We start from the raw sequence: 25,358 nt of genomic DNA, 5'->3' as shown, positions 1-25,358 counted from the left end.
TCAGAACGCGCCCCTCAGGTGCTCGACCCGGGCCGGCCCGGTGACCGGGAGCCGGACCGCGAGAACGTCGAAGCGGACCTCCTCGGCGGTCGTACCCGTCTCGGCGAGCCAGCGGGCGGCCAGTCCGCGCAGCCGGCGCGCCTTGGCCCGCACCACCGCCTCGGCCGGGCTGCCGTACTCCTCCGTACGCCGGGTCTTCACCTCGCAGATGGCGAGCACCGGCCCGTCCCAGGCGATGATGTCGATCTCCCCCTCGGGGCACCGCCAGTTCCGGACGACCGGGCGCAGCCCTGCCTCGATCAGGTGCCGGACCGCGCACCGCTCGCCGTACGCCCCGACGGCCTGGTTCCGCTTCGTCATGCCGGAGAGCGTGCGGCGTCGGAGCGGCGGCGGGGCGCCGAGCCGGGCGCCCTGTGGACGACGGGGCGCCCTGTGGACGGGCGGACGATCATGCGCTCCCCGTGCTAGGCCCTGGCCGGCCGATCACCCAGCGTGTGTTCGTGGTGACCCGTCGACGCAAGCCGTGACCAGCGACGACAGGGCGGCCGGCCCGGATGGCGCGCGTGGTGCCGGTCGCATACCGTGCCGGTCGTGGACGGACGACGGAGCTTTCCCGAGGATGAGCAGGGGTCGCACTGGGGCGACCGCGGGTACGAGCAGGACTGGCGCGCCGCCGGCGAACCGCGCTACCGCGACGACGACTTCCGCGCCCCGGAGCAGCGCACGGGGGAGAACCGGTACGGCGAACCGGGCCGCTTCGGGACCGCCGACCCGCTGGGCGACGACACGGGCAGCTGGCGCCCGCACCGGCTGGACGATCCGGTGGAGACCTCCGGCGAGCTGCCGGGGGAGCGCGGCGGCCGGCGCGCGGCCCGCGAGGCCGCCGACCCGCTCGGCCCGCCGGCGCACAACACCGCCGGCCCGCTCGGCCCGGCCCCGCACGGCACCGGTGACCCGCTCGGCCCGGCGACGCACAGCACTGGCGCCCCGCTCGGCCCGGCGTCGCACAGCACCACGGGCCCGCTCGGCGCGGGGCCGCACGGCGCGGGCGACCCGTTCGGCGCGGACCGCGCCGCCGACCCGCTGCGCCCCGGCCCGTTGGGCGGCTACCCGATCGTCGAGTCGGGCCGTACGGGCGAGCCGGCCCACGCCGGCGCGATGCCGATCAGCGTGGGGGACCGGCCGGGTCCCGGCGCGGCGACCCCGCTGGTCGTCGGGGAGCGGCCGGGTGTCACCGGGCCGGAGCCGGCGGCCGGGCCGACCCCGCACCCGCTGGAGATGCCGACCGGGCCGATGCCGTCGGTCGCGCCCCGACTCGACGGTCCGCCGCCCGGGGACGGCGTCTACCGGACCCGCCGTCCCGCGCTCGCGGTCCTGCTGGCGGTGATGGTGCTCGTCCTGGAGATCCCCGCGCTGCGCGTGCTGCTGCGCGGCCTGACCGGTGACCCGGTCTCCACCTCGCACGTCGTGGTGGGCACGTTCCTGGTGGTCGGGCTGCCGATCTTCGGGACCGGTCTGTACGGGCTGCGCACCGGAGGGCTGGCCCTGGCCGACGGCAGCCGCGGCTGGCTCCGCCCGCCGACCGCCTACCTGACCGTCGGACTGGTGCTCTTCCTCGCCGCCGCCCTCGCCGCCCGCTGACCCCGTCAGGCGGCAGGACGCGCCGCGCTGCATCCGCCGCCCGCTGACCCGGTCAGGCGGCAGGACGCGCCGCGCTGCACCCGCCGCCCGCTGACCGAGTGGAGCCGGCGGGTGCCCGCGCCGTCCCGCCCTCGCCGCCTGCTGACCCGGTCAACCGACGGGTGCGCGGCCCGCCCCGCCGGTGCCGGGTGTCCGGTCTCGGCGTGGCGGCGTCGGTCGTCCGGAATGGGGCGAGATGGGGGTTCCCGAACCCCGGGACCGGGGGGCGGGGAAGGGGCGTACACTGGTCGACTGGCGACCGCCTCGCGCGGTCGACCTCGCGCGCCCTCTCCACGGACCTCTCGTGGGGCGGCGGCCTCCCTGGTCCCGATCATGATCGGGCCCACCCTGGCCGACGACCGGGCGCCAGGCGTCCGGCCGCCGGCCGGACGGGACAACCAGGGATGAACAGGGAGTACCCACCATGGCCGTCGTGACCATGCGTCAGCTGCTGGAAAGCGGTGTCCACTTCGGGCACCAGACCCGGCGCTGGAACCCGAAGATGAAGCGCTTCATCTTCACCGAGCGCAACGGTATCTACATCATCGACCTGCGCCAGACCCTCGACTACATCGAGAAGGCGTACGAGTTCGTGCGCACCACGGTGGCCGGGGGCGGCAGCATCCTCTTCGTCGGCACCAAGAAGCAGGCCCAGGAGGCCATCGCCGAGCAGGCGACCCGGGTCGGCCAGCCGTACGTCAACCACCGCTGGCTCGGCGGCATGCTGACCAACTTCCAGACCGTGTACAAGCGGCTGCAGCGGATGAAGGAGCTGGAGGCCCTGGGTGACCTGAGCGGCACCGCCGCCGGTTACACCAAGAAGGAGACGCTCCAGCTCTCCCGCGAGAAGATCAAGCTCACCAAGACCCTCGGTGGTCTGCGGGACATGCAGAAGCTCCCGGCCGCGGTCTGGATCGTCGACACCAAGAAGGAGCACATCGCCGTCGACGAGGCCCGCAAGCTGGGCATCCCGGTGATCGCCGTGCTCGACACCAACTGCGACCCGGACGAGGTCGACTTCCCGATCCCGGGCAACGATGACGCCATCCGCTCGGCCGAGCTGCTGACCAAGGTCGTCGCCGCCGCCGTGGCCGACGGTCTGATCGCCCGCTCCGGCCGTGGCCGTGGCGGCGACGAGAAGCCGGAGCCGGGCCAGGTCGGTGCCGACGAGCCGCTGGCCGAGTGGGAGCGCGAGCTGCTCGAGGAGCCGAAGAAGGCCGACGAGCAGCCCGCGGCCGCCGCCGAGCAGCCCGCGGCCGCCGCCGAGCAGCCCGCGACCGCCGAGCAGCCGGCGACCGCCGCCGCGGAGTGATCTCGCCGTCGCGTCCCCACCGTCCGATTTCCCGGCCGGTGGGGCGCGACGGGTACGCCGGGCAGAACCGGGCCGGATCCGGGTAACCGGCAGCCAGACCATCCCACGCAGTCTCAAACACCGAAGAGAGAGTCATGTCCAACTTCACCGCCGCGGACGTCAAGAAGCTCCGCGACCTCACCGGCGCCGGCATGATGGACTCCAAGAAGGCGCTGACCGAGGCCGAGGGCGACTTCGACAAGGCCATCGAGATCCTGCGCGTCAAGGGTGCCAAGGACGTCGGCAAGCGGGCCGGGCGTACCGCCGCCAACGGCCTCATCGCCCACGCCGGCCAGGCGCTGCTCGAGCTCAACTGCGAGACCGACTTCGTCGCCAAGAACGACGCCTTCATCGCGCTGGCCCAGCAGCTGGTCGAGCACGGCGTGGCCAGCGGCGCGACCAACGCCGAGGAGCTGCTCGCCAGCACCATCGACGGCAAGAGCGTGGCCGACCTGATCCAGGAGCAGTCCGCCAAGATCGGCGAGAAGCTGGTGCTCAACCGCTTCGCCAAGCTCGACGGCACCACCGCCGTCTACCTGCACCGCAAGAGCCAGGACCTGCCCCCGGCGGTCGGCGTGCTGGTGCAGTACTCGGGCAAGGCTGACGAGGCCGGCGACGCGGACGCCCGCGGCGTGGCCATGCAGATCGCCGCCATGCGTCCGAAGTACCTGACCCGCGACGAGGTTCCGGCCGAGACCGTCGAGTCGGAGCGGCGCATCGCCGAGCAGACCGCCCGCGAGGAGAACAAGCCCGAGGCGGCGCTGCCGAAGATCGTCGAGGGTCGGGTCAACGCCTTCTTCAAGGACTTCGTCCTGCTGGAGCAGGCGGCGGTCGCCGACAACAAGAAGACGGTGAAGCAGCTGCTGGCCGACGCCGGCATCGAGGTGACCCGCTTCGTGCGGTTCGAGGTCGGCCAGGCCTGAGCCGCCGCACCGGGCGCATGACGCGCCCGGGCGCAGGGAATCTTCGACGAGGAGGCCGCCGGTGTACGTGACAGGCACCGCGGCCTCCTCGTCACATAGGGTCGGCAGCGGCAGGTACGCGGTACGCGGCACCCACGAGGTGCGCGATGGAAGGGGCGGGTCGGATGACGCAGGTTGTGAGTGACCGGAGCCTGGCGGCGGATGATCCCACCGCTCCGCCGCCCGGTCGGGCCCGCCGGGTGGTGCTGAAGCTCTCCGGTGAGGTCTTCGGCGGCGGCGCCATCGGCGTCGACCCCGACGTCGTGCAGGCCATCGCCCGGCAGATCGCCACCGTGGTGCGCCGCGGCGTGCAGGTCTCCGTGGTGGTCGGCGGCGGCAACTTCTTCCGCGGCGCCGAGCTGCAGAAGCGCGGCATGGACCGGGCCCGCGCCGACTACATGGGCATGCTGGGCACCGTGATGAACTGCCTGGCCCTCCAGGACTTCCTGGAGAAGGAGGGCATCGAGACCCGGGTGCAGAGCGCGATCACCATGGCCCAGGTCGCCGAGCCGTACATCCCGCTGCGGGCGATCCGGCACCTGGAGAAGGGCCGCGTGGTGATCTTCGGCGCGGGCGCCGGGATGCCGTACTTCTCCACCGACACGGTGGCCGCGCAGCGGGCGCTGGAGATCCGCGCCGACGTGGTGCTGATGAGCAAGAACGGCGTGGACGCCGTCTACACGGCCGACCCCCGGGTCGACCCGACGGCGAGCAAGCTCGACTCGATCACCTTCTCCGAGGTGCTGCGCCGCAACCTGCGGGTGGCCGACGCCGCGGCGTTCAGCCTCTGCATGGAGAACGGCCTGCCGATGCTGGTCTTCGGCGCCCAGGGCGACGACACGATCGTCCGTGCCGTCGGCGGTGAGAAGATCGGCACGCTGATCACCGCCTGAGCGGCCCCGCCGAGCCGGCAACGGTCCTCCGACACACCAGCACCAGCACAGCCCACGACGAGCGACAGAAGGAGGCGAGGAGACCGGTGATCGACGACACCCTCCTCGAGGCAGAGGAGAAGATGGAGCGTGCCATCGAGCACGCCAAAGAGGAGTTCGGCGGGATCCGCACCGGTCGCGCCAACGCCGCGATGTTCTCCCGGATCGTCATCGACTACTACGGCAGCCCGACCCCGCTGCCGCAGATGGCGTCCATCGCCGTGCCGGAGCCGCGCATGGTGATCATCAAGCCGTACGACAACTCGCAGATCAACGCCATGGAGAAGGCGATCCGCGACTCGGACCTCGGGGTCAACCCGAACAACGAGGGCAACCAGCTGCGCATCGTGCTCCCGCAGATGACCGAGGAGCGGCGCCGCGAGATGATCAAGGTCGCCCGGCACAAGGGCGAGGAGGCGAAGGTCGCCGTCCGCAACATCCGCCGCAAGGGCAAGGAAGAGCTGGACCGCCTCGTCAAGGACGGCGAGGTCGGCGAGGACGAGGGCCGGCGCGCGGAGAAGGAGCTGGACGACCTGACCCAGCGCTTCGTGGCCACCGTCGACGAGCTGGTCAAGCACAAGGAGAACGAGCTGCTCGAGGTCTGAGCACCCGCGTACCCGCCACGGCACCGGTGCGCCGTCGCCCGACACGGGTGGCGGCCCGGTGCCGTCGTCGTGCCGGGCGGCGTCCGCCGTGCGAGCTTCCCGGGTGCAGTAGGCTCGGCACGATTCCCGCCCCACCACCGGGTGAACGGCGGGGATCGGCCGGCCGTCGGGCCGGTCAACCGGAACTGCTCGCGGCTGTAGGGGATGGTCTTGGTCTTGCGTCATGTGGTGGCTCCCGTACCGCCTGCCGGTGCGTGATGTCCCACCCCGACCCCTACGGCAACGTCGAGCCGCGCGGCTGGGACCGCCCGGCCCCGCTGCCCTGGCCGGAGACCGACCTGGAGCCCGGGCCCTGGCGCCGGCCGGACGCCGGGCCGGAGGCGTACGCGCGTCCGCCCGGCCGCCCCGCCGCAGACCCGTACGCCCGCCCGGTGGACGGCTACGACGCGCCGCGCGGCCGCCGGCCGTACGACGGACCGCCGGTCCCCGAGCGGGGCTGGGGCGACGAGCCGGCCCCCCGCGGTCCGGGCCACGCGGACGCCGGGCGGGGCCGCCGGGACGCCGGTCCGGGCGGTTTCCGGACCGCGGACCGGGACCCGTGGGACCACGACCCGCGCGACCGGGGCCGGGGCGCCGACCCGCGGGAACGGTACGACGCGACCCCGCGGGACGACGAGTACCCGACCGCCCAGATCGCTCCGGTACGGGACGAACCGACCACTCAGCTCCCACCGGTGCGGGACGAGCCCGGACCGGACCCGGAGCAGCCGGCGGCCCGCCGGTCGCGGGGCCGGCGACGGGCCAGCGCGGACCGTCCCCCGACCGTCCAGCCGAAGACCTCCCGGGCGGGGCGCAACCTGCCGGCCGCGATCGGCGTCGGGCTGGCCCTCGGTGCGGCGATCGTGGTGCCGCTCTTCTTCTACCTGCCGGCGTTCCTCGCCGTGATCGCCGCCGCGGTGGCGATCGGCTCCTGGGAGATGGCCCGCGCGGTACGCCGCAGCGGCGCCCACCCGCCGCTGGTGCCGCTGGTCGCCGGTGGCGTCATCACCATCGGCCTGGCCTGGTTCGCCGGCCCGGACGCGCTCTGCCTCGGCCTGCTGGTCACCGTGCTGGGCACGATGATCTGGCGGCTGGGCGACGGCCCCGGCAACTACCAGCGCGACCTCACCGCGGCCACCCTGATCGCGGTCTACGTGCCCTTCCTCGGCGGCTTCGTGGCGATGCTGGCGGCCGCCCCCGACGACGGCCACCTGCGGGTGCTGGTCACCCTGGTCGCCGTGGTGCTCTCGGACACCGGCGGCTACGCGGCCGGTGTGGCCTTCGGCAAGCACCCGATGGCCCCCACGATCAGCCCGAAGAAGTCCTGGGAGGGCTTCGCCGGCTCGGTGACCGCGGCCGCCGCGGGCAGCGCCCTGCTGCTCTGGCTGCTGCTCGACGTGGCGCCCTGGTGGGGCGCGCTGTTCGGGATGGCGATCTCCGTCGCGGCGGTGCTCGGCGACCTCGCCGAGTCCATGATCAAGCGTGATCTCGGGGTCAAGGACATGAGCAACCTGCTCCCCGGGCACGGTGGGCTGATGGACCGGCTCGACTCGATCCTCTTCGCGGTGCCGACCGCGTACCTGCTGCTGGCCGTCTTCGTGCCGATGGCGGGTTGAGGCGTGAATCACGCGGCTGGCGTCGCACCGGCCGGCCGCCCGGTGCCGATTCGGCACCCGCGGACAGGTGCGTCCCCCGTTCGGCGTGTCAGACTGGACGCGCCATGACGAGCCTCCCGCTGATCTCCGTAGACCCCGACGCCCGCGGCCGCCGGCCCGCGATGCCACCCCGTCACCTCGCCGACCTGGACCTGCCGGGCCGGCAGGCGCTCGTCACCGAGCTGGGTGAGCCCGCGTTCCGCGCCAAGCAGGTCTCGAACCACTACTTCGGCCGGCTGGTCCGCGACCCGGCACAGATGACCGACCTGCCGGCGGCCACCCGGGAGCGGCTGGCGGGCACGCTGCTGCCCACCCTGCTCAACCCGGTCCGCGAGATGGCCTGCGACGACGGCGCCACCCGCAAGGCGCTGTGGCGGCTGCACGACGGCTCGCTGGTGGAGAGCGTGCTGATGGGCTACCCGGACCGGGTGACGGTCTGCATCTCCAGCCAGGCGGGCTGCGGCATGGCCTGCCCGTTCTGCGCGACCGGCCAGGCCGGGCTGACCCGCAACCTGTCCACCGCCGAGATCGTCGACCAGGCCGTCTACCTGGCCGGGGTGGCCGCCTCGGGGGCGGTGGCCGGTTCCCCGCCGCGTCTGTCGCACGTGGTGTTCATGGGCATGGGCGAGCCGCTGGCCAACTACTCGCGGGTGGTGGCGGCGATCCGCCGGCTGGTCGCCCCGGCTCCGGAGGGGCTCGGCCTGTCCCAGCGGCACATCACCGTTTCCACGGTCGGCCTGGTCCCGGCCATCCGCCGACTGGCCAGCGAAGACCTCTCAGTGACCCTTGCGTTGTCGCTGCACGCCCCCGATGATGAGCTGCGCGACGAACTCGTGCCGGTCAACCAGCGCTGGAAGGTGTCCGAGGTGCTGGACGCGGCGTGGGACTACGCGGACACGACGGGGCGTCGCGTGTCCATCGAGTACGCGATGATCAAGGACGTGAACGACCAGCCGTGGAGAGCCGATCTGCTCGGGCGGCTGCTGGCCGGCAAGCTGGCCCACGTGAACCTGATCCCGCTCAACCCGACTCCGGGCAGCCGCTGGGACGCCAGCCCGAAGCCGGTCGAGCGGGAGTTCGTCCGGCGGTTGCGCGACGCCGGGGTGTCCACCACGGTGCGGGACACCCGGGGTCGCGAGATCGACGGGGCGTGTGGGCAGCTCGCCGCCGCCGAGGACAGGGACAGCGACCCACGCGCCGCAACGGCGTAGCGGTAGAGACCAGGAGACATAGTGGCGAGTCAGGGGCAGCGTTTCCGGCGTAAGGCGCTCCGCCGGGGATACAAGGTCGACGAGGTGGACGCCTTCCTGGACCGGGTGGAGGCGACACTCGCCGGCCAGCCGGTGGGCGCGCCCGTGGCCTCCCAGGAGGTCCACGACGTCGTCTTCCGGGTCCGCTTCAACGGCTACGACGAGTGGCAGGTCGACCTGCACCTCGACCGGGTGGAGCGGCAGCTCGCCGAGCTGGAGGAGCGCTCCGGCGCCCCCGGCGGGCGGGGTGGCGACCCCCGGATGGCCGACCGGCTCGGCCCGCCGATGCGCGACGACCGTGGTCTCTCGCCGGTGCCGCAGCCCCCGATGCCGCCGCGGCCCATGCCCGCGCAGGCCGGCCCGCCCGCCGACCGCTACGGCAACCGCTACGACGAGCCGACCGGCGCCTTCGCCGGCGGGTACGACGGCCCGCGCGGCGGCTACGACGCCCCCCGCGGCCCGGGCGGCCCCGGCCCGATGGGTCCGGGCGCCCCGATGGGGCACGGCGGCCCGCCCTCCCGCGGCCTGCCCCCCGGCCCCGGCGCTTACGGCCAGGACGAGCCGCGCTTCGACGGCTTCGAGGCCGGCCGGCACGGCCGCACCGACATGACCGCCGAGATCCGGATGCCCGAGCGGGACCAGCGTGACCCGCGCGGCCGTGGCCCGGCCGGCCCGCCGCCGCTGCCCCAGCAGGGCTACGGCCCGGACCAGGGCTACGGTGCTCCGGACCAGGGCTACGGCGGCCCGGACCAGGGCTACGGCGCCCCGGACCAGGGCTACGGCGGTGGCCCCGGGATGCCCGGCCCGCCGATGGCCGGTCCGCCGATGGTGGGCCCGCCCATGGCCGGCCCGCCCGGCAGCGACCTCTACCGGGTGGACCAGATCCGCCGCAGCTTCCAGGTCCGCCGGTTCGGCAGCGGGTACGACCCCGACCAGGTCGACCGGTTCTTCGAGACCCTGCTCGGCGGGATGCAGGGCCGCAACCCGATGCCGGTGAACCCGAAGGACCTGGACACCCTGCGCTTCGGGCTGGTGCAGGGCGGCTACTTCGAGGCCGAGGTCGACGCCGCGCTCAAGGACGTGCAGGACATCCTGCTCGGCCGCTGAGCCCGCCAACGACGCCGAAGGGCCCGCCCCCGACCGGGGGCGGGCCCTCGCGCGTACCGGCCGAGTGCGGGCCGGTCAGGACCGCAGGCCGTTGCGGCGCAGCACGGCGTCGCCGATGACGATGGCCAGCAGCAGCGCCGCGAGCCCGAACAGCCAGATGTTCTCCACGTTGCCCTCGTGGTTGCCACAGAGCGCCATGAGCACCAACACCGCCGCCGACAGCACCGCCCCGATCCGTCCGGACCTGCGGTGTCCGGGCTTGTGCTGATCTGGCGCGGTTACCGGCTCGCTTCCTGCCACTGTCGGTCCTTCCCTCGCGATCGGATCTCCGGTTAGTCTGGCACGCCCCGTGGCGGCCCCGGTGCGGGGTCCGACCTGATGGGGGACACGTGACCCGCGAGGACGACCGCGAGCTGTACAAGCGGGCCCAGCAGGCATGGGAGGCCGAGGACTGGCCGGTCGCCGGGGACCTGTGGGAGCGCCTGGCGCGACGGTATCCGGACATCCCCGCGGCCGAGTCGTGGTGGTACAACGCCGCGCTGGCGCACAAGTTCCTGCGGAACTGGGCGAAGGCGTACGACCTGGGGCGGGAGGCGGCCGCCCGGTCGATGCCCGGCAGCGAGGACCCGGCGTTCTGGAACCTGGGCATCGCCGCGACGATCGTGGAGGACTGGGCGACGGCGCGGCATGCCTGGTCGGGGTACGGGCTGGACGTCCCGGACGGCGAGGGTGAGATCGAGGCGGACTTCGGCACCACGCCGATCCGCCTGAGCGGTGGCGAGGTGGTCTGGGCCCGGCGGCTCTGTCCCACCCGCGCCCGCGTGCTGAACGTGCCGACGCCGGGTTCCGGCCGGCGGTTCGGCGAGGTCGTGGTGCACGACGGCGCGCCCAACGGCGAGCGGACGGTGGACGGCCGGACCTACCCGGTCTTCGACGGGCTGCTGCTGTTCCGGGCCTCGGAGCTGCCGACCACCACCGTCGAGGTGGTCGCCGAGACGCCGGAGGACGTCCGCGCGCTGGCCGCGCTCTTCGATGAGCACGGGTACGCGGCGGAGCCGGCCAGCGGTGTCCGGGCCCTGTGCGCCTGCTGCAGCGAGGGGACCGTCCGCCAGGACCGCGACCACCACGTCGCCGGCGGGCAGCGGGTGCACCTCGCGGCGCCCGCGGACCGCGTCGCCGGGCTGATGGATGCCTGGTCCGCATCGGCCCCGCGGCGGCGGAGCTGGACCGGAGCTGTCGAGAGCTGACGCCGCCCGGGCCGTTGGACCCGCCCCGTCGGGGCGGAAGGCCACTACCGGCGTCGCGGGACGGTGACCACACTGCCTCCGGTAGCGTCTTGACGTACGCCTGATTGTCTTTTTGAGGGGGACTGCGGTGCGAGTGACCGGTACGGGCCATGCCAGCATGCGGATCGACACGCCCGCGGGCAGCATCCTGTGCGACCCGTGGGTCAATCCCGCCTACTTCGCCTCCTGGTTCCCCTTCCCGGACAACTCCCAGCTCGACTGGGCGACCCTCGGCCAGTGCGACTACCTGTACGTGTCGCACCTGCACCGGGACCACTTCGACGCCAAGCACCTGCGGGACCACATCTCCAAGGACGCCACAGTCCTGCTTCCCGAGTTCCCCACCTCGGAGATGGAGGACGAGCTGCGGGAGCTGGGCTTCACCAAGTTCCTCAAGGCCCCGAACGAGCAGGTCGTGGAGCTGCCCGGCGGCCTGAAGATCATGATCCAGGCGCTGACCAGCCCGACCGACGGCCCGATCGGCGACTCGTCGCTGTGGGTCGAGTACGACGGGGTCCGGCTGCTCAACCAGAACGACGCCCGCCCCACCGACCTCACGGTCTTCGCCGAGCTGGGCCACGTGCACGCCCACCTGCTCCAGTTCTCCGGCGCGATCTGGTATCCGATGGTCTACGAGCTGCCGCAGGCGGCGAAGACCGCGTTCGGCAAGCAGAAGCGAGAGCGGCAGTTCGACCGCACCTGGCGCTACATCGACGACCTGAAGGCCGACCACGTCTTCCCGATCGCCGGCCCGCCCTGCTTCCTCGACGACGAGCTGTACCAGTTCAACGACATCTTCGGCGACGAGGGGAACATCTTCCCCGACCAGTCGGTGTTCCTGTCGGAGTACGCCAAGGTCGGCGGCACCAACGGCATCGTGCTGCTGCCGGGCAGCGTCGCCGAGGTCACCACCGAGGGCGCGACCACCACCCACCCGGTGCCGGTGGAGGAGTTCTTCGCGAACAAGCGGGCCCACCTGGAGGAGATGCGGGAGCGCAAGCGCCCGATCATCGAGGCGGAGAAGGCGTCCTGGCGGCACCCCGAGGTCGACGTGCTGGGCGAGATGAAGCGCCGGATCGAGCCGCTGCTGGACGAGTCGATCTACCTGGCCAAGGGCGTCGGCGGTCCGGTCCGCTTCGACCTCGTCGGCTACGACGGGGAGTCGGTCGAGTCGATCGTGGTGGACTTCCCGGGCAAGGAGGTCCGGCCGTACGCGGACGAGAAGGTCCGCTACCGGTTCCGCACCGAGCGGGCGCTCATCGAGCACCTGCTGCACATCGGCGAGGTGGACTGGGTCAACTCGCTCTTCCTCTCCTGCCGGTTCTCGGCGGCCCGGATCGGCCAGTACAACGAGTTCGTCTACGCGTTCTTCAAGTGCCTCTCGGAGGAGCGCCTCCAGTACGCCGAGGGTTGGTACGACGAGCACGAGCGGGCCGTCGACGCCGAGGACATCACCCTCGACGGCTGGGTGGTGCAGCGCCGCTGCCCGCACCTGAAGGCGGACCTGAGCCGCTTCGGGATCGTGGACGGCGACCAGCTCACCTGCCAGCTGCACGGGTGGAAGTTCGACCTGTCCAGCGGCCGCTGCCTCACCAGTGTCGGGCACAAGATCCGCGCGCACCGCGCCGACGCGGAGACCCCCGCCCCCGCCGGCGAGGCCATCAGCTGAGTTTTCCTCCGCCCGCCGCCCCCGCCGGGTGACCATCAGGTCGGGAAGGGGGCGGCGTGGCGGACGGCGCGGGCAGGGGCGGCTACCGGTTCGGGCGCGACCGGGAGATGGCCCGGGACGCCTCCCGGGTGGAGACGTTCAGCGACGGCGTCTTCGCGGTCGTGCTGACGGTGATGGCCGTCGAACTGCTCCAGAACGGGCCGGCCCGGGATCCCGGGCGGCAGCTCCCCGACGCCCTCGTCCAGGCCTGGCCGACCTACCTGGCGTACGTGATCACCTTCGGGATCGCCGGCCAGATCTGGCTCGGCCACCACAACATGTGGCGGTACGTGGTCCGCGTCGACCAGGCGCTGGTCATGTTCAACCTGCTCGTGCTGCTCTTCGTGGCGGCGATCCCGTTCACCGCCGACCTGCTGTCGGACAACCTGCGCGGCAGCGAGGCCGAGCAGCGGCTGACCGCCGCCCTGTACCTCGGCACGGTGCTGGGCGAGTCGCTCTTCTTCAACCTGAGCTGGTGGTGGGCCCGCCGGCGCCGGCTGCTCCACCCCGACCTGGACCCGGCGCTGGCCCGGGCGGTCTCGCGGCGGCTGGTGGTGCGCCCGCTGCTCTACACGGTGGCCTTCGCCTTCGTCTTCGTCGACCCGATCCTCAGCCTGCTCCTCTACCTGCTGCTGCTCGTCGGTCTCTCCCTCGTCCGCCGCCCCGGCGACCTGCCCCGCTCCGCCGGGGCCGGCGGCGAGGTCAGCGACCGAGGTCGCTGAGGATCCGCCGGGCGGCGTTGTGCCCGGCCGCGCCGATCACGCTGCCGGCCGGGTGGCAGCCGGCGCTGCCCGCGTAGACGCCGTCGATCCCGGTGGCGTAGGGCATCCGGTCGGTGAACGAGACGGTGTTGTCGACGTGGTGGATGTGCCCGCCCGTGATGCCGAAATGCGCCTCGATGCCCGGCGGGGGCAGCGGCACCGCGTCGGCGATCAGGTCGCGGGTGCCCGGGGCGTACCGCTCGCAGATGTCGATGAGGCGGTCGACGTAGCCGGGCAGCGCCGCGTCCCAGGTGGTGCCGGCCAGCTCGTAGGGGACCGACTGGACGAAGAGCGCCGACGAGTGGTGCCCGGCGCCGTCGGAGAGCGACGGGTCGACGGTGGTGTGCAGGTACCACTCGATCGTCGGCTCCTCGGGCAGCCGCCCGGCCTGCACGTCCGCCCACATGGCGCGCAGCGCGGCCATCGGCGGCTCACCGCCGGCGCCCACCAGCGAGGCCGAGCCGGGGAGCAGGTGGATGGTGGAGCCGAACGGGCTCGCCGTGTTCTCCGGCAGGCAGGAGAAGCGGGGCAGGCCGGTGAGCGCCAGGTTGAGCTTGAGCGTGGTGCCGGGCCGGCGGACCGCCGCCATCCGCGCGCCCAGCTCCGCCGGGAGCGCGCCGCCGGGCAACAGGTCCATCAGCCGGTACGGGTCGCAGGCCCCGAGCACCACGGAGGCGGCAACCTCACGCCCGTCGGCCAGCACCACCCCGGCGGCCGCGCCGCCGTCGAGGGTGACCGCGGTGACCGGCGTGCCGGTGAGGATGCGGGCGCCGGCCGCGCGGGCCGCGTCGGCGAAGGTCCGGGAGACCGTGCCCATCCCGCCCTGGGCGATCATCCAGGTGCCCTCCGAGCCGGGCAGACGGCACATGTTGTGGACCAGGAAGTTGTGCCCGGTGCCCGGGTCGTCCGGGCCGGCGTTCAGCCCGGAGAGGCCGTCGGTGACCGCGTACATGCTGACCAGCAGCTCGGAGCGGAAGTCGAAGCGGGCCAGGTAGTCGGCGACCGAGCCCTGCACCAGGTCGACGAAGACCTGCCGGAGGGCGGGCCGGACGTACCGTTCGGCGGTCTCCGCCACCGGCAGCGGCTCGGCCAGCCAGGCCGGCGCCAGGTCCTCCCGCAACTGGGCCAGCTCGGCCTGGAGCGCGTCGTCGGCGGCCACGTCCGCCGCCGAGAACATCTCGGTGAGCTGCCGCCGGGTCGCCGCGGTGTCGCTGCCGAAGAGCAGGTACGGCGAGCCGAGCCCGCCCGGGGTGGGCAGGAAGTAGTGCGGGTCGCGGCGCAGCACCGGGATCGCCACGTCGAGGGTGGCGAGGAGTTCCGGCGGCATCAGCCCGAGCAGGTACGACCCGGTGGAGTGCCGCAGCCCCGGCACCTTCGGGAACGGGTTCTCCGTGCGGGTCGCCCCGCCGATCACCTCGGCCGCCTCCAGCACCAGCACGTCGAGGCCGGCGCGGGCCAGCAGGATCGCCGACACCAGGCCGTTGTGCCCGGAGCCGACCACGACGACGTCGGCGCGGGGCGGCAGCTCACTCGCTTCACTCATGCCCGGGCAGCCTAGTGGCGCGGGGCCTGGTCCGGGGAGGGGTCGGCCGGAGCCGGGCAGCCGGAAGATCGGCTCCGGCCGGTCAGGAGCCGGCGGCGGCGCGGCCGGCCCGCCAGCGGGAGAGCACCAGGGTGGCCGAGTAGCCGGCCAGCACGATCACGTGGAACAGGTAGAGCCAGAGCAGCACCGCGACCCCGCCGCCGATCTCGTCGAACCCGCCGAACGGCGCCCCGAGGTCCAGCGGCAGCGAGCAGAACAGCACGAAGCCGTGCAGGAAACCGGAGAGGTTCGCCGCGGTGAACGAGCCCAGGACGAGCGTGGCGAGCCAGTCCGGGGCGGTCGGCCCGACCACCCGGAACACCCACATCAGCACCGGGGTCAGCACGAGCCAGGTGGCCAGGAAGGAGAGCACCACACCGAGCGCGCCCAGCCAGCCGCCCTGCCGGACCAGGTGGGTGGTGAGCGGCAGCGCCAGCAGGACCGACAGCAGCAGCGCAGGGGCCGGGGCGAGCAGCGGGAGCAGCAGCAGCCGGCCCCGCCAGCCGACCAGGGTCCCGGCCTGGCCGCGCGGGATGGCGACCGAGACGAACGCCCGGCGCAGCCCCTCGCCGTAGAGCGACGCCGGCAGCAGCGAGGCCAGCGCCAGCAGCGGGGTCAGCCCCAACCCGGCCTCCACGAGCGCGGCCACCGCCCGGTTGGCGCCGATGTCGGTGGGGAGCGTGTTGATCGCGTACGAGGTGAGCCGGCGCACCCGGCCGTCCCCGGCCACCAGCCCGGTCAGCCAGATGGCCAGCAGCGCCACCGGCACCACGGCGATCGCACCGTAGAAGGTGATCGCGGCGGCGTGCAGCGAGAGGTCCCGCCCGCGTACCGGCCGGAACGCCGCCCTGGTGATCCGTTTCGCCGTCTGCCACCGCTCACCCATCGCCATCCGGTTCCCCGTACGGCCGGTCGGCACGCATTACGATCCGACGTGTGATCGCCTCGACGGAGCGGCTTGTGGTCCGGGACTGGACGGAGTCGCCGGACGACCTGGCCCGGATCTACGACATCTACTCCCGCGACGAGGTGATGCGCTGGCTGGGCGGCGGTGCGGGGCGGATGACCGACCCGGCCGAGGCGCGCGAGCGGGTGCACTCGTGGCGCGAGCGCTACGCGCCGTACGCCGGCCGCTGGGGCCTCTGGGCGATCGAGCCCCGCGAGGCGGGCCGGGCGGTCGGCAGCGTCCTGCTCAAGCCGCTGCCCGGCCGGGACGGGGTCACGCCCACCGACGACATCGAGGTCGGCTGGCACCTGCACCCCGACGCCCAGGGGCACGGCTACGCCACCGAGTCGGCCCGGGCCGTGCTGGAGCGCGAGTTCGCGACCGGCACCCGGCAGGTCCACGCGGTGGTGATGGCCGGCAACGAGCCGTCGATGGCGGTGGCCCGCCGCCTCGGCATGACCCACGTCGGCACCCGCACCGACTGGTACGGCGGCACCGAACTCGAAACCTTCATCCTGGCCCGCCCGGCGTAGCCGTTCGGCGGAGATCATCCGGCGGGCGCGGACCGTATCGTCCGCTGTCGTGATGATCGAGTTCGAGGCCGCACCGGACCGGGTCAGGCTCACCGCCGCCTACCGCCGGCACCTGCGCCGCGCCTTCATGCCCTATCGCGGCACGGGACTCTCCCTGGGCGTACTGGCGGTCGTCGCCCTGCTCCCAGCTCCCCGGATGGTCGCGACGCTCCTCGCCGCCGGCGCCGTTCTCTTCTTTTTCTTCTCCCCGGCCCTGCTGCTGCACCGGGTGGTGGAACAGGCCTGGCGCCGGAACCGCGGGCTGACGTGCTGGACTCTGTCGGAGGAGGGCCTGCGGGCCGAGAACGAGGGGGGATACGGCCTGACGCGCTGGTCGGAGGTGACCCGGGTCGAGCAGTTCCGGGACCAGCTGTACGTGAAGCTCGACGGGGGCACGGCGATATTCGTCCCGATTGTCACCCTTCCCGCCGAGAAGCAGCAGGAGCTGCTCACCTTCCTCCGGTCCCGCGACCTGCTCGCGTGATCGTTTTCCCGCCCGCTCTGAATCTTGGACACTTATCGTTCGCAGCGAACGGTAAGTGTCCAAGATCCGCTGTCCCGACCGGGTACGACGCGGGGGAGTGAGGCTCCCAGCGGGCGCTCAGGAGGGCTGGGGAAGAATGGGCGGGTGACGTCTCCCCGCGCCCTCGTTCTGCTCGGCTCGACCGGCTCGATCGGCACCCAGGCCATCGACATCGTCCGGCGCAACCCGGACCGGTTCCGGGTGGTGGCCCTCGGGGCCGGCGGCGGCAACGTGGAGCTGCTCGCCGCGCAGGCGTTGGAGCTGGGCGTGGAGGCGGTCGGGGTGGCCCGGGCGTCCGCCGCCCAGGACCTCCAGCTCGCGTTCTACGCCGAGGCGAGCCGGCGCGGCTGGGCCACCGGCGACTTCAAGCTTCCCAAGATCGTGGCCGGGCCGGACGCGATGACCGAGCTGGCCGGGTGGCCGTGCGACGTGGTGCTCAACGGGGTGGTGGGCTCGCTCGGGCTCGCGCCGACCCTCGCGGCGCTGCGCGCCGGGCGTACCCTCGCCCTGGCCAACAAGGAGTCCCTCGTCGCCGGCGGCCCGCTCGTCAAGGCCGCGGTGACGCGGCCGGGGCAGATCGTTCCGGTCGACAGCGAGCACTCGGCGCTGGCGCAGTGCCTGCGCGGCGGCACCCGGGGTGAGGTGCGCCGGCTCGTGGTGACCGCCAGCGGCGGGCCGTTCCGGGGCCGCCGGCGCGACGAGTTGACCGAGGTCACGCCGGAGCAGGCGCTGGCCCACCCCACCTGGAACATGGGGCCGGTGGTGACGATCAACTCCGCCACCATGGTCAACAAGGCGCTGGAGGTGATCGAGGCGCACGAGCTGTTCGACGTGCCCTACGCCGACATCGAGGTGATGGTCCACCCGCAGTCGGTGATCCACTCGATGGTCGAGTTCACCGACGGCTCCACCCTCGCCCAGGCCAGCCCGCCGGACATGCGGCTGCCCATCGCCCTCGGCCTCGGCTGGCCGGACCGGGTGCCCGGTGCCGCCGCCGCGGTCGACTGGACCACGGCCCACACCTGGGAGTTCTTCCCGCTCGACGATGCCGCGTTCCCGGCGGTCGCGCTGGCCAAGGCCGCCGGCGAGGCCGGGCGCTGCCGGCCGGCGATCTACAACGCGGCGAACGAGGAGTGCGTGGCGGCCTTCGTGGCCGGCCGGCTGCCCTTCCTCGGCATCGTCGACACCCTCCAGCGCGTGCTGGAGGACGCTCCCGACTTCGACGAACCAGGTACCGTCGAGGACGTGCTCGCCGCCGAATCGTGGGCACGGGCGCACGCCCAGGAGATCATCGTCGGGTCGGTGGAAGGAGCCTGATGAGTTACCTGCTCGGGGTGGCGCTGTTTGCCCTGGCGATCCTCATCTCGGTGAGCCTGCACGAGGCGGGGCACATGCTCACCGCCAAGGCGTTCGGGATGAAGGTCACCCGCTACTTCGTCGGCTTCGGTCCGACGCTCTGGTCGTTCAAGCGGGGCGAGACCGAGTACGGCGTCAAGGGCATCCCGCTCGGCGGCTTCTGCAAGATCGTCGGGATGACCCCGCAGGACGACGACGTCGAACCGGGCGACGAGAAGCGCGTCATGTGGCGCTACCCGGTCTGGAAGCGGACGATCGTGATGTCCGCGGGCTCGATCACCCACTTCGCCCTGGCCCTGGTGACCCTCTGGATCCTCGCGGTCTCCGCCGGCCTGCCCAACCCGCAGTTCCCGAACACGGAGGACGGCTTCAAGGCCGAGCCGGCCGTGATCGCCCTGGCCCCGTGCGTGGTCGTGGAGAACGCCGCCCGGGCCTGCCAGACCGGCGACCCGGCCAGCCCGGCCGCCAAGGCCCAGCTCCAGGACGGCGACCGGATCACCTCGGTGAACGGCCGCCCGGTCGCCACCTGGGGCGACATGCTGGACGTGGTCCGCGCCACACCGCCCGGCGCGGCCACCGTCGAGTACGTCCGCGACGACAAGCCGGGCACCGCCACGGTCGACCTGGCCGCCGTGCAGCGCCCGCCGCTGGGCGACCCCAAGGGCACCACGTCGGCGGTCTCCGCCCTCGGCGTCGCGCTCCAGCCGACCACCCCCACCCGGGTCCAGTACGGTCCGGCCGCCGCGTTCGGCGCGACCGCCGACTTCACCGGCAACATGGCGGTGCAGACCCTGCACGCCATGCAGCGGATCCCGCAGAAGGTCCCCGCCCTGTGGACCGCCGTCACCGGCGGCGAGCGGGACGTGGACACCCCGATCAGCGTGGTCGGCGCCAGCCGGCTCGGCGGCGAGGCCGTGGAGAACAACGCCTGGCTGGTGTTCTTCATGCTCTTCGTCTCGCTGAACTTCTTCATCGGCGTGTTCAACCTGCTGCCGCTGCTCCCGCTCGACGGCGGCCACATCGCCATCGCCTGGTTCGAGCGGGTCCGCTCCTGGCTCTACGCCCGGATCGGCCGGGCCGACCCCGGCCGCGTCGACTACCTCAAGCTCATGCCCCTCACGTACGCGGTGATCCTCATCGGTGGCGCGTTCACGCTGCTGACCGTCACCGCGGACGTCGTCAACCCGATCACGCTCTTCTCAAGGTGAGTGCCTGAAGTGACCGCTGTCAGTCTCGGTATGCCCCCCGTGCCGCCGCCGCCGCTCGCCCCGCGCCGGGCCAGCCGCCAGATCATGGTCGGTTCGGTGCCGGTCGGTGGGGGCGCGCCGGTCTCGGTGCAGTCCATGACCACCACCCTGACCGCCGACGTGAACGCCACCCTCCAGCAGATCGCCGAGCTGACCGCGTCCGGCTGCCAGATCGTCCGGGTGGCCGTGCCGTCCCAGGACGACGTCGAGGCGCTGCCCGCGATCGCGAAGAAGTCGCAGATCCCGGTGATCGCCGACATCCACTTCCAGCCGAAGTACGTCTTCGCGGCGATCGACGCCGGCTGCGCCGCCGTCCGGGTGAACCCGGGCAACATCCGGCAGTTCGACGACAAGGTCAAGGAGATCGCCAAGGCGGCCGGCGACGCGGGCGTGCCGATCCGGATCGGCGTGAACGCCGGTTCGCTCGACAAGCGCCTGCTGGCCAAGTACGGCAAGGCCACCGCCGAGGCGCTTGTCGAGTCGGCGCTCTGGGAGTGCTCGCTGTTCGAGGAGCACGGCTTCCGGGACATCAAGATCTCGGTGAAGCACAACGACCCGGTGGTGATGATCCGGGCCTACCGGCAGCTCGCCGAGAAGTGCGACTACCCGCTGCACCTGGGCGTGACCGAGGCCGGCCCGGCCTTCCAGGGCACCATCAAGTCCGCGGTGGCGTTCGGCGCGCTGCTGGCCGAGGGGATCGGCGACACCATCCGGGTCTCGCTGTCCGCCCCGCCGGTCGAGGAGATCAAGGTCGGCGCCGCGATCCTGGAGTCGCTGGGCCTGCGTGAGCGGGGCCTGGAGATCGTCTCCTGCCCGTCGTGCGGCCGCGCCCAGGTCGACGTCTACAAGCTGGCCGAGGAGGTGACCGCCGGCCTGGAGGGGCTGCCGGTGCCGCTGCGCGTGGCCGTCATGGGCTGCGTGGTGAACGGCCCGGGCGAGGCCCGCGAGGCCGACCTCGGTGTCGCCTCCGGCAACGGCAAGGGCCAGATCTTCGTCAAGGGCCAGGTCGTCAAGACCGTGCCCGAGAGCCAGATCGTGGAGACGCTCATCGAGGAGGCGCTGCGGATCGCCGACGAGATGGGCGCCGAGATCCCCGAGGAGCTGCGCGGCCTCGTGCCGGGCGCCACGGTGACCGTGCACTGACGCACCGGTCACGCCGTCGACGTGCGGCCGTCCCCACCGGGGGCGGCCGTACGTGTCGTCTCAGGCCCGCGCAACCGGCCGGGGCACGGCCGCGAACTCGGAGAGCGTGAACCACCGGGGCAGGGCCCGCCGCAGCGCCTCCGGCCCGGCCACCGCCACCGCGCCGCTGCGCAGCGCCGCCGGCCAGTCCAGGTCGCCCAGCCACACCGCGACGAGGGCGCGCAGGTCGGCCGTCACGGTCACGGACACCTCGTGCCCGGGGTCCACGTCGCAGACGTCGGCCTCCCCGGTGGCGATGACCAGCCACCAGTCGCGCAGGTCCGCCGGCACGTCCCGGAAGCGGAAGCGGACGACGGTGCGCCCCACCGGCACGGCGCCGTGGTCGACGTGCCGGTGCATGTCCCACAGGAGGAGCTTCGGGTCGAGGTCGGCGTCGCCCAGTTCGCCGATCCAGCGCACCCCCCAGGCGCCGAGCGCCTCGAGCACCGGCCGCAGCTCGCGTCCGGCCTGCGTCGGGACGTACCGCACGTCGGCGCCGTCGACGTGCCGCTCCACCACGCCGGCGCGCACGAGCTGGTGCAGCCGCCGGGACAGCAGGGTGGGCGACATCCGCGGCAGGCCCCGGCGCAGCTCGTTGAAGCGCTCGGACCCGCTCACCAGTTCCCGGATGACGAGCAGCGTCCAGCGTTCGTCGAGCAGCTCCATGGCCTTCGCGACGGGGCAGAACTGGTGGTAGGAGGCCCCCATGGCGGGGACGCTACGCCGGGGCCGACGGCGGGACCAGGAACCTGTCGGGACCGGTACACATCTCGTACTGGGTGGCCGCTCCTCCGCTGCCTACCGTCCCCCTCAGGACGAGACGGAGGAGCTCATGATGATCGACGAAGTGGAGCAGGACCGGGCCGTGAAGGCCGGCCACCGGCGGATGTGGGCGCTCGGCAGCTACGCCACGGTGGCCGCGGAGGTCATCCCGGAGCTGGGGGCCACCCTGGTCCGGGCGGCCGGCGTGGGGCCGGGTGACCGGGTGCTGGACGTGGCCGCCGGCACCGGCAACGCGGCCGTTCCGGCGGCGCTGGCCGGGGCCGACGTGGTGGCCAGCGACCTGACGCCGGAGCTGCTGGAGATCGGGCGGGATCTCGCGGCGCGGCACGGGGTGACGCTGGAGTGGCAGCAGGCCGACGCCGAGGCGCTGCCGTACGCCGACGGCGAGTTCGACCGGGTGCTGTCCTGCGTGGGGGTGATGTTCGCGCCCCGGCACCGGGCCGCCGCCGACGAACTGGTCCGGGTCTGCCGGCCGGGCGGCACGATCGGCCTGGTCAACTGGACTCCGGAGGGCTTCATCGGGCAGTTGTTCGCCACCATGAAGCCGTACGCGCCCGCGCCGCCGCCCGGCGCGCAGCCGCCGCCGCTGTGGGGGAGCGAGGAGCACGTCGGCGCCCTGCTCGGTGACCGGGTCACCGATCTCGTGCTGCGCCGCGAGGTGGTCACCGTGGACCGGTTCGCCGCCCCGGAGGAGTTCCGCGACTACTTCAAGGCCCACTACGGGCCGACGATCGCGGTGTACGGGGCGAACGCCGGGGATCCCGAGCGGGTCGCCGCCCTCGACGCGGACCTCGCCGACCTGGCCCGGCGGCACACCGAGGCCGGGGTGATGCGCTGGGAGTACCTGCTGGTCACCGCCCGCCGGAGCGGCTGACGGCGGCGCCGGCCGGGGTGACGGTCCCGTGACCACCCCGGCCGGCGAACGCGTCGCGGCGACTCACTCGGACTCGGCGAGGATGGCGTAGAGCTTGCGCCGGGTCTCGTCGAGCACCTGGGCGGCGCGCGCCCGCTGGTCGTCGGTGCCGGTCATCATCACCTGCCGCAGCGCGTTCATGGCCTGCGCCCCGGCGTCGCGGATGTCGTGCCAGCTGTTCACGGTCTGCTCGGCGAACTCGCCCCAGGGCGGGGTCTGCGCCGCCTCGGCGGCCTCGGCCTGCCCCTGCTCGGTGAGGGCGAACCGCTTGCGCCCGCCGTCGGAGTCGGCGGCGGCGGCGACGACGCCCTCGTCCTCCAGCAGTTGCAGGGTCGGGTAGATCGAGCCGGGGCTGGGCCGCCAGGCCCCGCCGGTCCGGGAGTCGATCTCCTGGATCATCTCGTAGCCGTGCATCGGCCGCTCGGTGAGCAGGGCCAGCACGGCCCCGCGCACGTTGGGCCGGCGGCCGCGCCCGCGGCCCCGCCCGCCCCGGCCGTGGCCGTGGCCGAACGGTCCGGGCGGGAACGGCGGCGGGCCCGGGGGTACGGGCGGGAAGCCGAAGCCCCGCATCCGCATCTCGTCGTGCGCGGCGTGCATCCGTCGGTGGAAACCCATCGGGTAACTCCTTCTCTGGGCTATCGCTGATGCATCAACGATATATCGGCAATGCATCGTCGACAAGTCAACATGTGAGACGGGTCCGCAAACCGTACGTACGTCTTGCTAGTGTGTCGGCGTGCGCCTGCTTCCGGAACCGGGCCCCTCCCGGACCCTCGCCCTCTCCACCCTGATCAACACCGTCGGCCGGGGCACCTGGCTCACCGCCAGCGCGCTCTTCCTCACCCGCTCGGTCGGGCTCACCGTCACCCAGGTCGGCCTCGCGCTCACCATCACGGCGCTGGTGAGCCTGGTGACCAGCACGCCCATGGGCTACCTGGCCGACCGGCTCGGGCCGCGCGGCCTCCAACTCGCCGCGCTGCTCGCCTCCGCCGGGTTCACCGCCGCCCTCGTGGCCGTCCGCTCCTTCGCCGGGTTCCTGGCGGTCGGGGTGCTGATGGCGGTCGCCGACTCGGCCACCCGGGGCGCCCGGGGCGCGCTGATCGCCGGCGCGGTGCCGCCGGACCAGCGGGTACGCACCCGGGCCTACCTGCGGGCGGTCACCAACGTCGGCATCTCGGTGGGCACGGTGCTGGCCGGTTTCGGCCTGGCCGCCGACACCCGGACCGCGTACGTGTCGCTGATCCTGCTCGACTGCGCCACCTACCTGCTGGCCGCGGCGGTGTTGCTCCGGCTGCCGCCCGTGCCGCCGGTGCCGGCGCCCACCCACGGCCCGCGGCTCATCGCCCTGCGGGACCGCCCGTTCCTCGCCTTCACCGTGCTCGACGGGCTGATGTCGATGCACTTCAGCGTCATCAACATCGCCCTGCCGCTGTGGATCGCCGGGCACACCACCGCCCCGCGCTGGCTGATCTCGGCCTGCCTGCTGGTCAACACCGTGGTGGTGGTGCTCTTCCAGGTCCGCGCCTCGCGGGGCACCGAGGACCTCGCCGGCGCCGGCCGGGCGGCCCGCCGGGCCGGCGCGGTGATCGCCGTCGCGTGCGCGCTCTTCGCGGCCGGCGGGGGCGTGTCCGTGGCGGTGGCGGTGCCGCTGCTGCTCGCCGGCGCGCTGGTGCACGTGGTGGGGGAGTTGTGGCACGCGGCGGCCGGCTGGGGGATCTCGTTCGGGCTCGCCCCCGCCCACGCGCAGGGCCAGTACCAGGGCGCGTACGGGATGGGCATGCAGCTCGGCTCGATGGTCGCCCCGGTGGTGGTGACGACCCTGGCGGTCGGCTGGGGCGTGCCGGGCTGGCTGCTGCTCGGTGGGCTGTTCCTGGTGCTCGGGGCGCTGGTGCCGCCGGTGGTGCGCTGGGCCGCCCGGACCCGCCCCGCCCTGCCGGATTCGGCGCCGGTCCCGGTCGGCTGAGCCGCCACTCACCACCGATCGTCCGGCGTCCTCAGGTCGGCCCGCGCGGGCCCGGGTGCATCTGGCAGGCTGGTATCCGTGCTCACGGTGCCGGTACGCCAACTCGGGGAGTCGGAGCGCCGCGCCGTCGAACGGCTGCTCGACCTCGACCCCTACGCCGGCGCTCAGGTCGCCGAGCGGGTCGCGGCGCGCGGGCTGGCCTGGTGGCGGGCCGAGGGGCGGATCCTCGGCTACGGTCCGCGCCGCAACCTGGAGTCGATCTGCTGGCTCGGCGGCAACCTGACCCCCGTGCTCGCCTCGGGGTCGGCGGTGGCCGCCTTCGCCGAACAGTTGAGCGCCGAGGAGCGGCTCTGCTCCTCGATCGTGGGCCGCGCCGACGCGGTGCTCGGCCTCTGGGACCGCCTCTCCGCCTACTGGGGGCCGGCCCGGGACGTACGCCCGAACCAGCCGCTGCTGGCCACGGACGCGCTGCCCGCCGTGGCGCCCGACCCCGAGGTGCGCCGGGTGCGCGGCGGCGAGGTCGACCGGCTCTTCCCGGCGGCGGTGGCCATGTACACCGAGGAGGTCGGGGTGTCGCCGCTGGCCGAGGACGGCGGCCGCGGCTACCGGCGGCGGGTGGGCGACCTGGTCCGCGCGGGCCGCGCCTACGCCCGGTTCGTGGACGGCAAGGTGATCTTCAAGGCCGAGCTGGCCGTGGTGACCCGGCGCACCGCCCAGGTGCAGGGCGTCTGGGTCGCGCCGGAGTGGCGGGGCCGGGGCATCGCGACCGCGGCCATGGCGGCCGTGGTGCGGGACGCGCTGGAACGCGTGGCGCCCTCGGTCAGCCTCTACGTCAACGACTTCAACCTGCCCGCCCGCCGGGTCTACGAGCGCTGCGGGTTCCGCCCGGTCGGCACGCTCGCCACCGTGCTTTTCTGAGGCCGCTCGCGCGGCAGGGCCGGTCTGAGGCCGCTCG

At 73.4% G+C, this 25,358-nt stretch carries 25 protein-coding genes; 19 read left to right on the top strand and 6 right to left on the bottom strand.

Translation table 11 applies throughout. The features are described from left to right. Positions 1–360 (bottom strand): YraN family protein, encoded by a 360-nt coding sequence (locus NLX85_RS04445; RefSeq protein WP_254331756.1) that lies wholly within the window; start codon positions 358–360, stop codon positions 1–3. A 222-nt stretch (positions 361–582) separates the two neighbouring features. On the opposite strand from NLX85_RS04445, the gene NLX85_RS04440 reads away from it, so the two are divergent. From NLX85_RS04440 to NLX85_RS04405, 8 genes are all read left to right on the top strand, one after another. Beyond that, entirely contained in the window at positions 583–1,641 is a 1,059-nt protein-coding gene (locus tag NLX85_RS04440; protein WP_374628054.1) for a hypothetical protein, read from the top strand. Positions 1,642–2,104: 463 nt separating this feature from the next. Next, positions 2,105–2,992 (top strand): 30S ribosomal protein S2, encoded by an 888-nt coding sequence (gene rpsB / locus NLX85_RS04435; RefSeq protein WP_254331754.1) that lies wholly within the window; start codon positions 2,105–2,107, stop codon positions 2,990–2,992. Positions 2,993–3,126: 134 nt separating this feature from the next. After that, positions 3,127–3,954 carry a translation elongation factor Ts gene (tsf, locus tag NLX85_RS04430; RefSeq protein WP_254331753.1) on the top strand — a complete coding sequence of 276 codons (828 nt, stop codon included), beginning with the start codon at positions 3,127–3,129 and terminating at the stop codon, positions 3,952–3,954. Between the two features lie 164 nt (positions 3,955–4,118). After that, positions 4,119–4,886 (top strand): UMP kinase, encoded by a 768-nt coding sequence (gene pyrH / locus NLX85_RS04425; protein WP_130332947.1) that lies wholly within the window; start codon positions 4,119–4,121, stop codon positions 4,884–4,886. Between the two features lie 86 nt (positions 4,887–4,972). Beyond that, positions 4,973–5,530, top strand: a complete 558-nt coding sequence (gene frr / locus NLX85_RS04420; protein ID WP_091268662.1) for a ribosome recycling factor — start codon at positions 4,973–4,975, stop codon at positions 5,528–5,530. 257 nt (positions 5,531–5,787) lie between these two features. Then, positions 5,788–7,185, top strand: a complete 1,398-nt coding sequence (locus NLX85_RS04415; RefSeq protein ID WP_254331752.1) for a phosphatidate cytidylyltransferase — start codon at positions 5,788–5,790, stop codon at positions 7,183–7,185. A gap of 104 nt (positions 7,186–7,289) precedes the next feature. Next, positions 7,290–8,435, top strand: a complete 1,146-nt coding sequence (gene rlmN / locus NLX85_RS04410; protein WP_254331751.1) for a 23S rRNA (adenine(2503)-C(2))-methyltransferase RlmN — start codon at positions 7,290–7,292, stop codon at positions 8,433–8,435. 21 nt (positions 8,436–8,456) lie between these two features. After that, the gene (locus NLX85_RS04405) at positions 8,457–9,581 is read left to right on the top strand and encodes a DivIVA domain-containing protein (RefSeq protein WP_254331750.1); all 1,125 of its coding nucleotides are present in this window, start codon (positions 8,457–8,459) and stop codon (positions 9,579–9,581) included. Positions 9,582–9,656: 75 nt separating this feature from the next. Here NLX85_RS04405 and NLX85_RS04400 read toward each other — a convergent pair whose 3' ends face one another. Next, complete coding sequence (locus NLX85_RS04400) at positions 9,657–9,881, bottom strand: DUF2631 domain-containing protein (RefSeq protein WP_107074543.1); 225 nt, start codon at positions 9,879–9,881, stop codon at positions 9,657–9,659. Between the two features lie 89 nt (positions 9,882–9,970). Between NLX85_RS04400 and NLX85_RS04395 the strand changes: the two genes are divergently transcribed. From NLX85_RS04395 to NLX85_RS04385, 3 genes are all read left to right on the top strand, one after another. Next, positions 9,971–10,828, top strand: coding sequence for a hypothetical protein (locus tag NLX85_RS04395; RefSeq protein WP_254331749.1), 858 nt, complete (start codon positions 9,971–9,973; stop codon positions 10,826–10,828). A gap of 127 nt (positions 10,829–10,955) precedes the next feature. After that, positions 10,956–12,536: a Rieske 2Fe-2S domain-containing protein gene (locus NLX85_RS04390; protein WP_254331748.1), complete on the top strand. Its 1,581-nt coding sequence runs from the start codon at positions 10,956–10,958 to the stop codon at positions 12,534–12,536. A gap of 107 nt (positions 12,537–12,643) precedes the next feature. Next, positions 12,644–13,297 (top strand): TMEM175 family protein, encoded by a 654-nt coding sequence (locus NLX85_RS04385; protein WP_254333631.1) that lies wholly within the window; start codon positions 12,644–12,646, stop codon positions 13,295–13,297. On the opposite strand, the gene NLX85_RS04380 is transcribed toward NLX85_RS04385, so the two are convergent. Both NLX85_RS04380 and NLX85_RS04375 read right to left on the bottom strand, forming a co-directional pair. Further along, on the bottom strand, positions 13,278–14,879 hold the full coding sequence (locus NLX85_RS04380) for an NAD(P)/FAD-dependent oxidoreductase (RefSeq protein WP_254331747.1): 1,602 nt from the start codon (positions 14,877–14,879) through the stop codon (positions 13,278–13,280). The genes NLX85_RS04385 and NLX85_RS04380 overlap by 20 nt on opposite strands. A gap of 82 nt (positions 14,880–14,961) precedes the next feature. Beyond that, positions 14,962–15,804 (bottom strand): YhjD/YihY/BrkB family envelope integrity protein, encoded by an 843-nt coding sequence (locus NLX85_RS04375; protein WP_254333629.1) that lies wholly within the window; start codon positions 15,802–15,804, stop codon positions 14,962–14,964. 50 nt (positions 15,805–15,854) lie between these two features. On the opposite strand from NLX85_RS04375, the gene NLX85_RS04370 reads away from it, so the two are divergent. From NLX85_RS04370 to ispG, 5 genes are all read left to right on the top strand, one after another. After that, positions 15,855–16,397 carry a GNAT family N-acetyltransferase gene (locus tag NLX85_RS04370; RefSeq protein WP_254331746.1) on the top strand — a complete coding sequence of 181 codons (543 nt, stop codon included), beginning with the start codon at positions 15,855–15,857 and terminating at the stop codon, positions 16,395–16,397. A 52-nt stretch (positions 16,398–16,449) separates the two neighbouring features. Further along, positions 16,450–16,920, top strand: coding sequence for a YcxB family protein (locus NLX85_RS04365; RefSeq protein ID WP_254331745.1), 471 nt, complete (start codon positions 16,450–16,452; stop codon positions 16,918–16,920). A gap of 144 nt (positions 16,921–17,064) precedes the next feature. Next, complete coding sequence (gene dxr, locus NLX85_RS04360) at positions 17,065–18,276, top strand: 1-deoxy-D-xylulose-5-phosphate reductoisomerase (protein ID WP_254331744.1); 1,212 nt, start codon at positions 17,065–17,067, stop codon at positions 18,274–18,276. Then, positions 18,276–19,523, top strand: coding sequence for an RIP metalloprotease (locus NLX85_RS04355; RefSeq protein ID WP_254331743.1), 1,248 nt, complete (start codon positions 18,276–18,278; stop codon positions 19,521–19,523). The genes dxr and NLX85_RS04355 overlap by 1 nt, the downstream gene beginning before the upstream one ends. A gap of 9 nt (positions 19,524–19,532) precedes the next feature. Beyond that, positions 19,533–20,705: a flavodoxin-dependent (E)-4-hydroxy-3-methylbut-2-enyl-diphosphate synthase gene (ispG, locus tag NLX85_RS04350; protein ID WP_254331742.1), complete on the top strand. Its 1,173-nt coding sequence runs from the start codon at positions 19,533–19,535 to the stop codon at positions 20,703–20,705. Positions 20,706–20,765: 60 nt separating this feature from the next. Here the strand turns inward: ispG and NLX85_RS04345 are convergent, their stop codons facing one another. Beyond that, on the bottom strand, positions 20,766–21,452 hold the full coding sequence (locus tag NLX85_RS04345; RefSeq protein WP_254331741.1) for a helix-turn-helix domain-containing protein: 687 nt from the start codon (positions 21,450–21,452) through the stop codon (positions 20,766–20,768). Positions 21,453–21,579: 127 nt separating this feature from the next. On the opposite strand from NLX85_RS04345, the gene NLX85_RS04340 reads away from it, so the two are divergent. Next, the gene (locus tag NLX85_RS04340) at positions 21,580–22,401 is read left to right on the top strand and encodes a class I SAM-dependent methyltransferase (RefSeq protein ID WP_254331740.1); all 822 of its coding nucleotides are present in this window, start codon (positions 21,580–21,582) and stop codon (positions 22,399–22,401) included. A 63-nt stretch (positions 22,402–22,464) separates the two neighbouring features. Here NLX85_RS04340 and NLX85_RS04335 read toward each other — a convergent pair whose 3' ends face one another. Continuing rightward, positions 22,465–23,055, bottom strand: a complete 591-nt coding sequence (locus NLX85_RS04335; RefSeq protein ID WP_254331739.1) for a PadR family transcriptional regulator — start codon at positions 23,053–23,055, stop codon at positions 22,465–22,467. 121 nt (positions 23,056–23,176) lie between these two features. Here NLX85_RS04335 and NLX85_RS04330 point away from each other — a divergent pair, with 121 nt between their 5' ends. Together NLX85_RS04330 and NLX85_RS04325 are read left to right on the top strand one after the other, a co-directional pair. After that, positions 23,177–24,403, top strand: coding sequence for an MFS transporter (locus tag NLX85_RS04330; RefSeq protein WP_254331738.1), 1,227 nt, complete (start codon positions 23,177–23,179; stop codon positions 24,401–24,403). A gap of 78 nt (positions 24,404–24,481) precedes the next feature. Further along, positions 24,482–25,321, top strand: a complete 840-nt coding sequence (locus tag NLX85_RS04325; protein ID WP_254331737.1) for a DUF4081 domain-containing GNAT family N-acetyltransferase — start codon at positions 24,482–24,484, stop codon at positions 25,319–25,321. The last annotated feature ends 37 nt before the right edge of the window (positions 25,322–25,358 follow it).

Origin of the sequence: Micromonospora sp. A3M-1-15 (genome assembly GCF_024213425.1) — a bacterium.
Taxonomy (GTDB): Bacteria; Actinomycetota; Actinomycetes; order Mycobacteriales; family Micromonosporaceae; genus Micromonospora; species Micromonospora chersina.
Note: the sequence above shows the minus strand (reverse complement) of the source record. Positions and strands in the feature narration are given on the sequence as shown.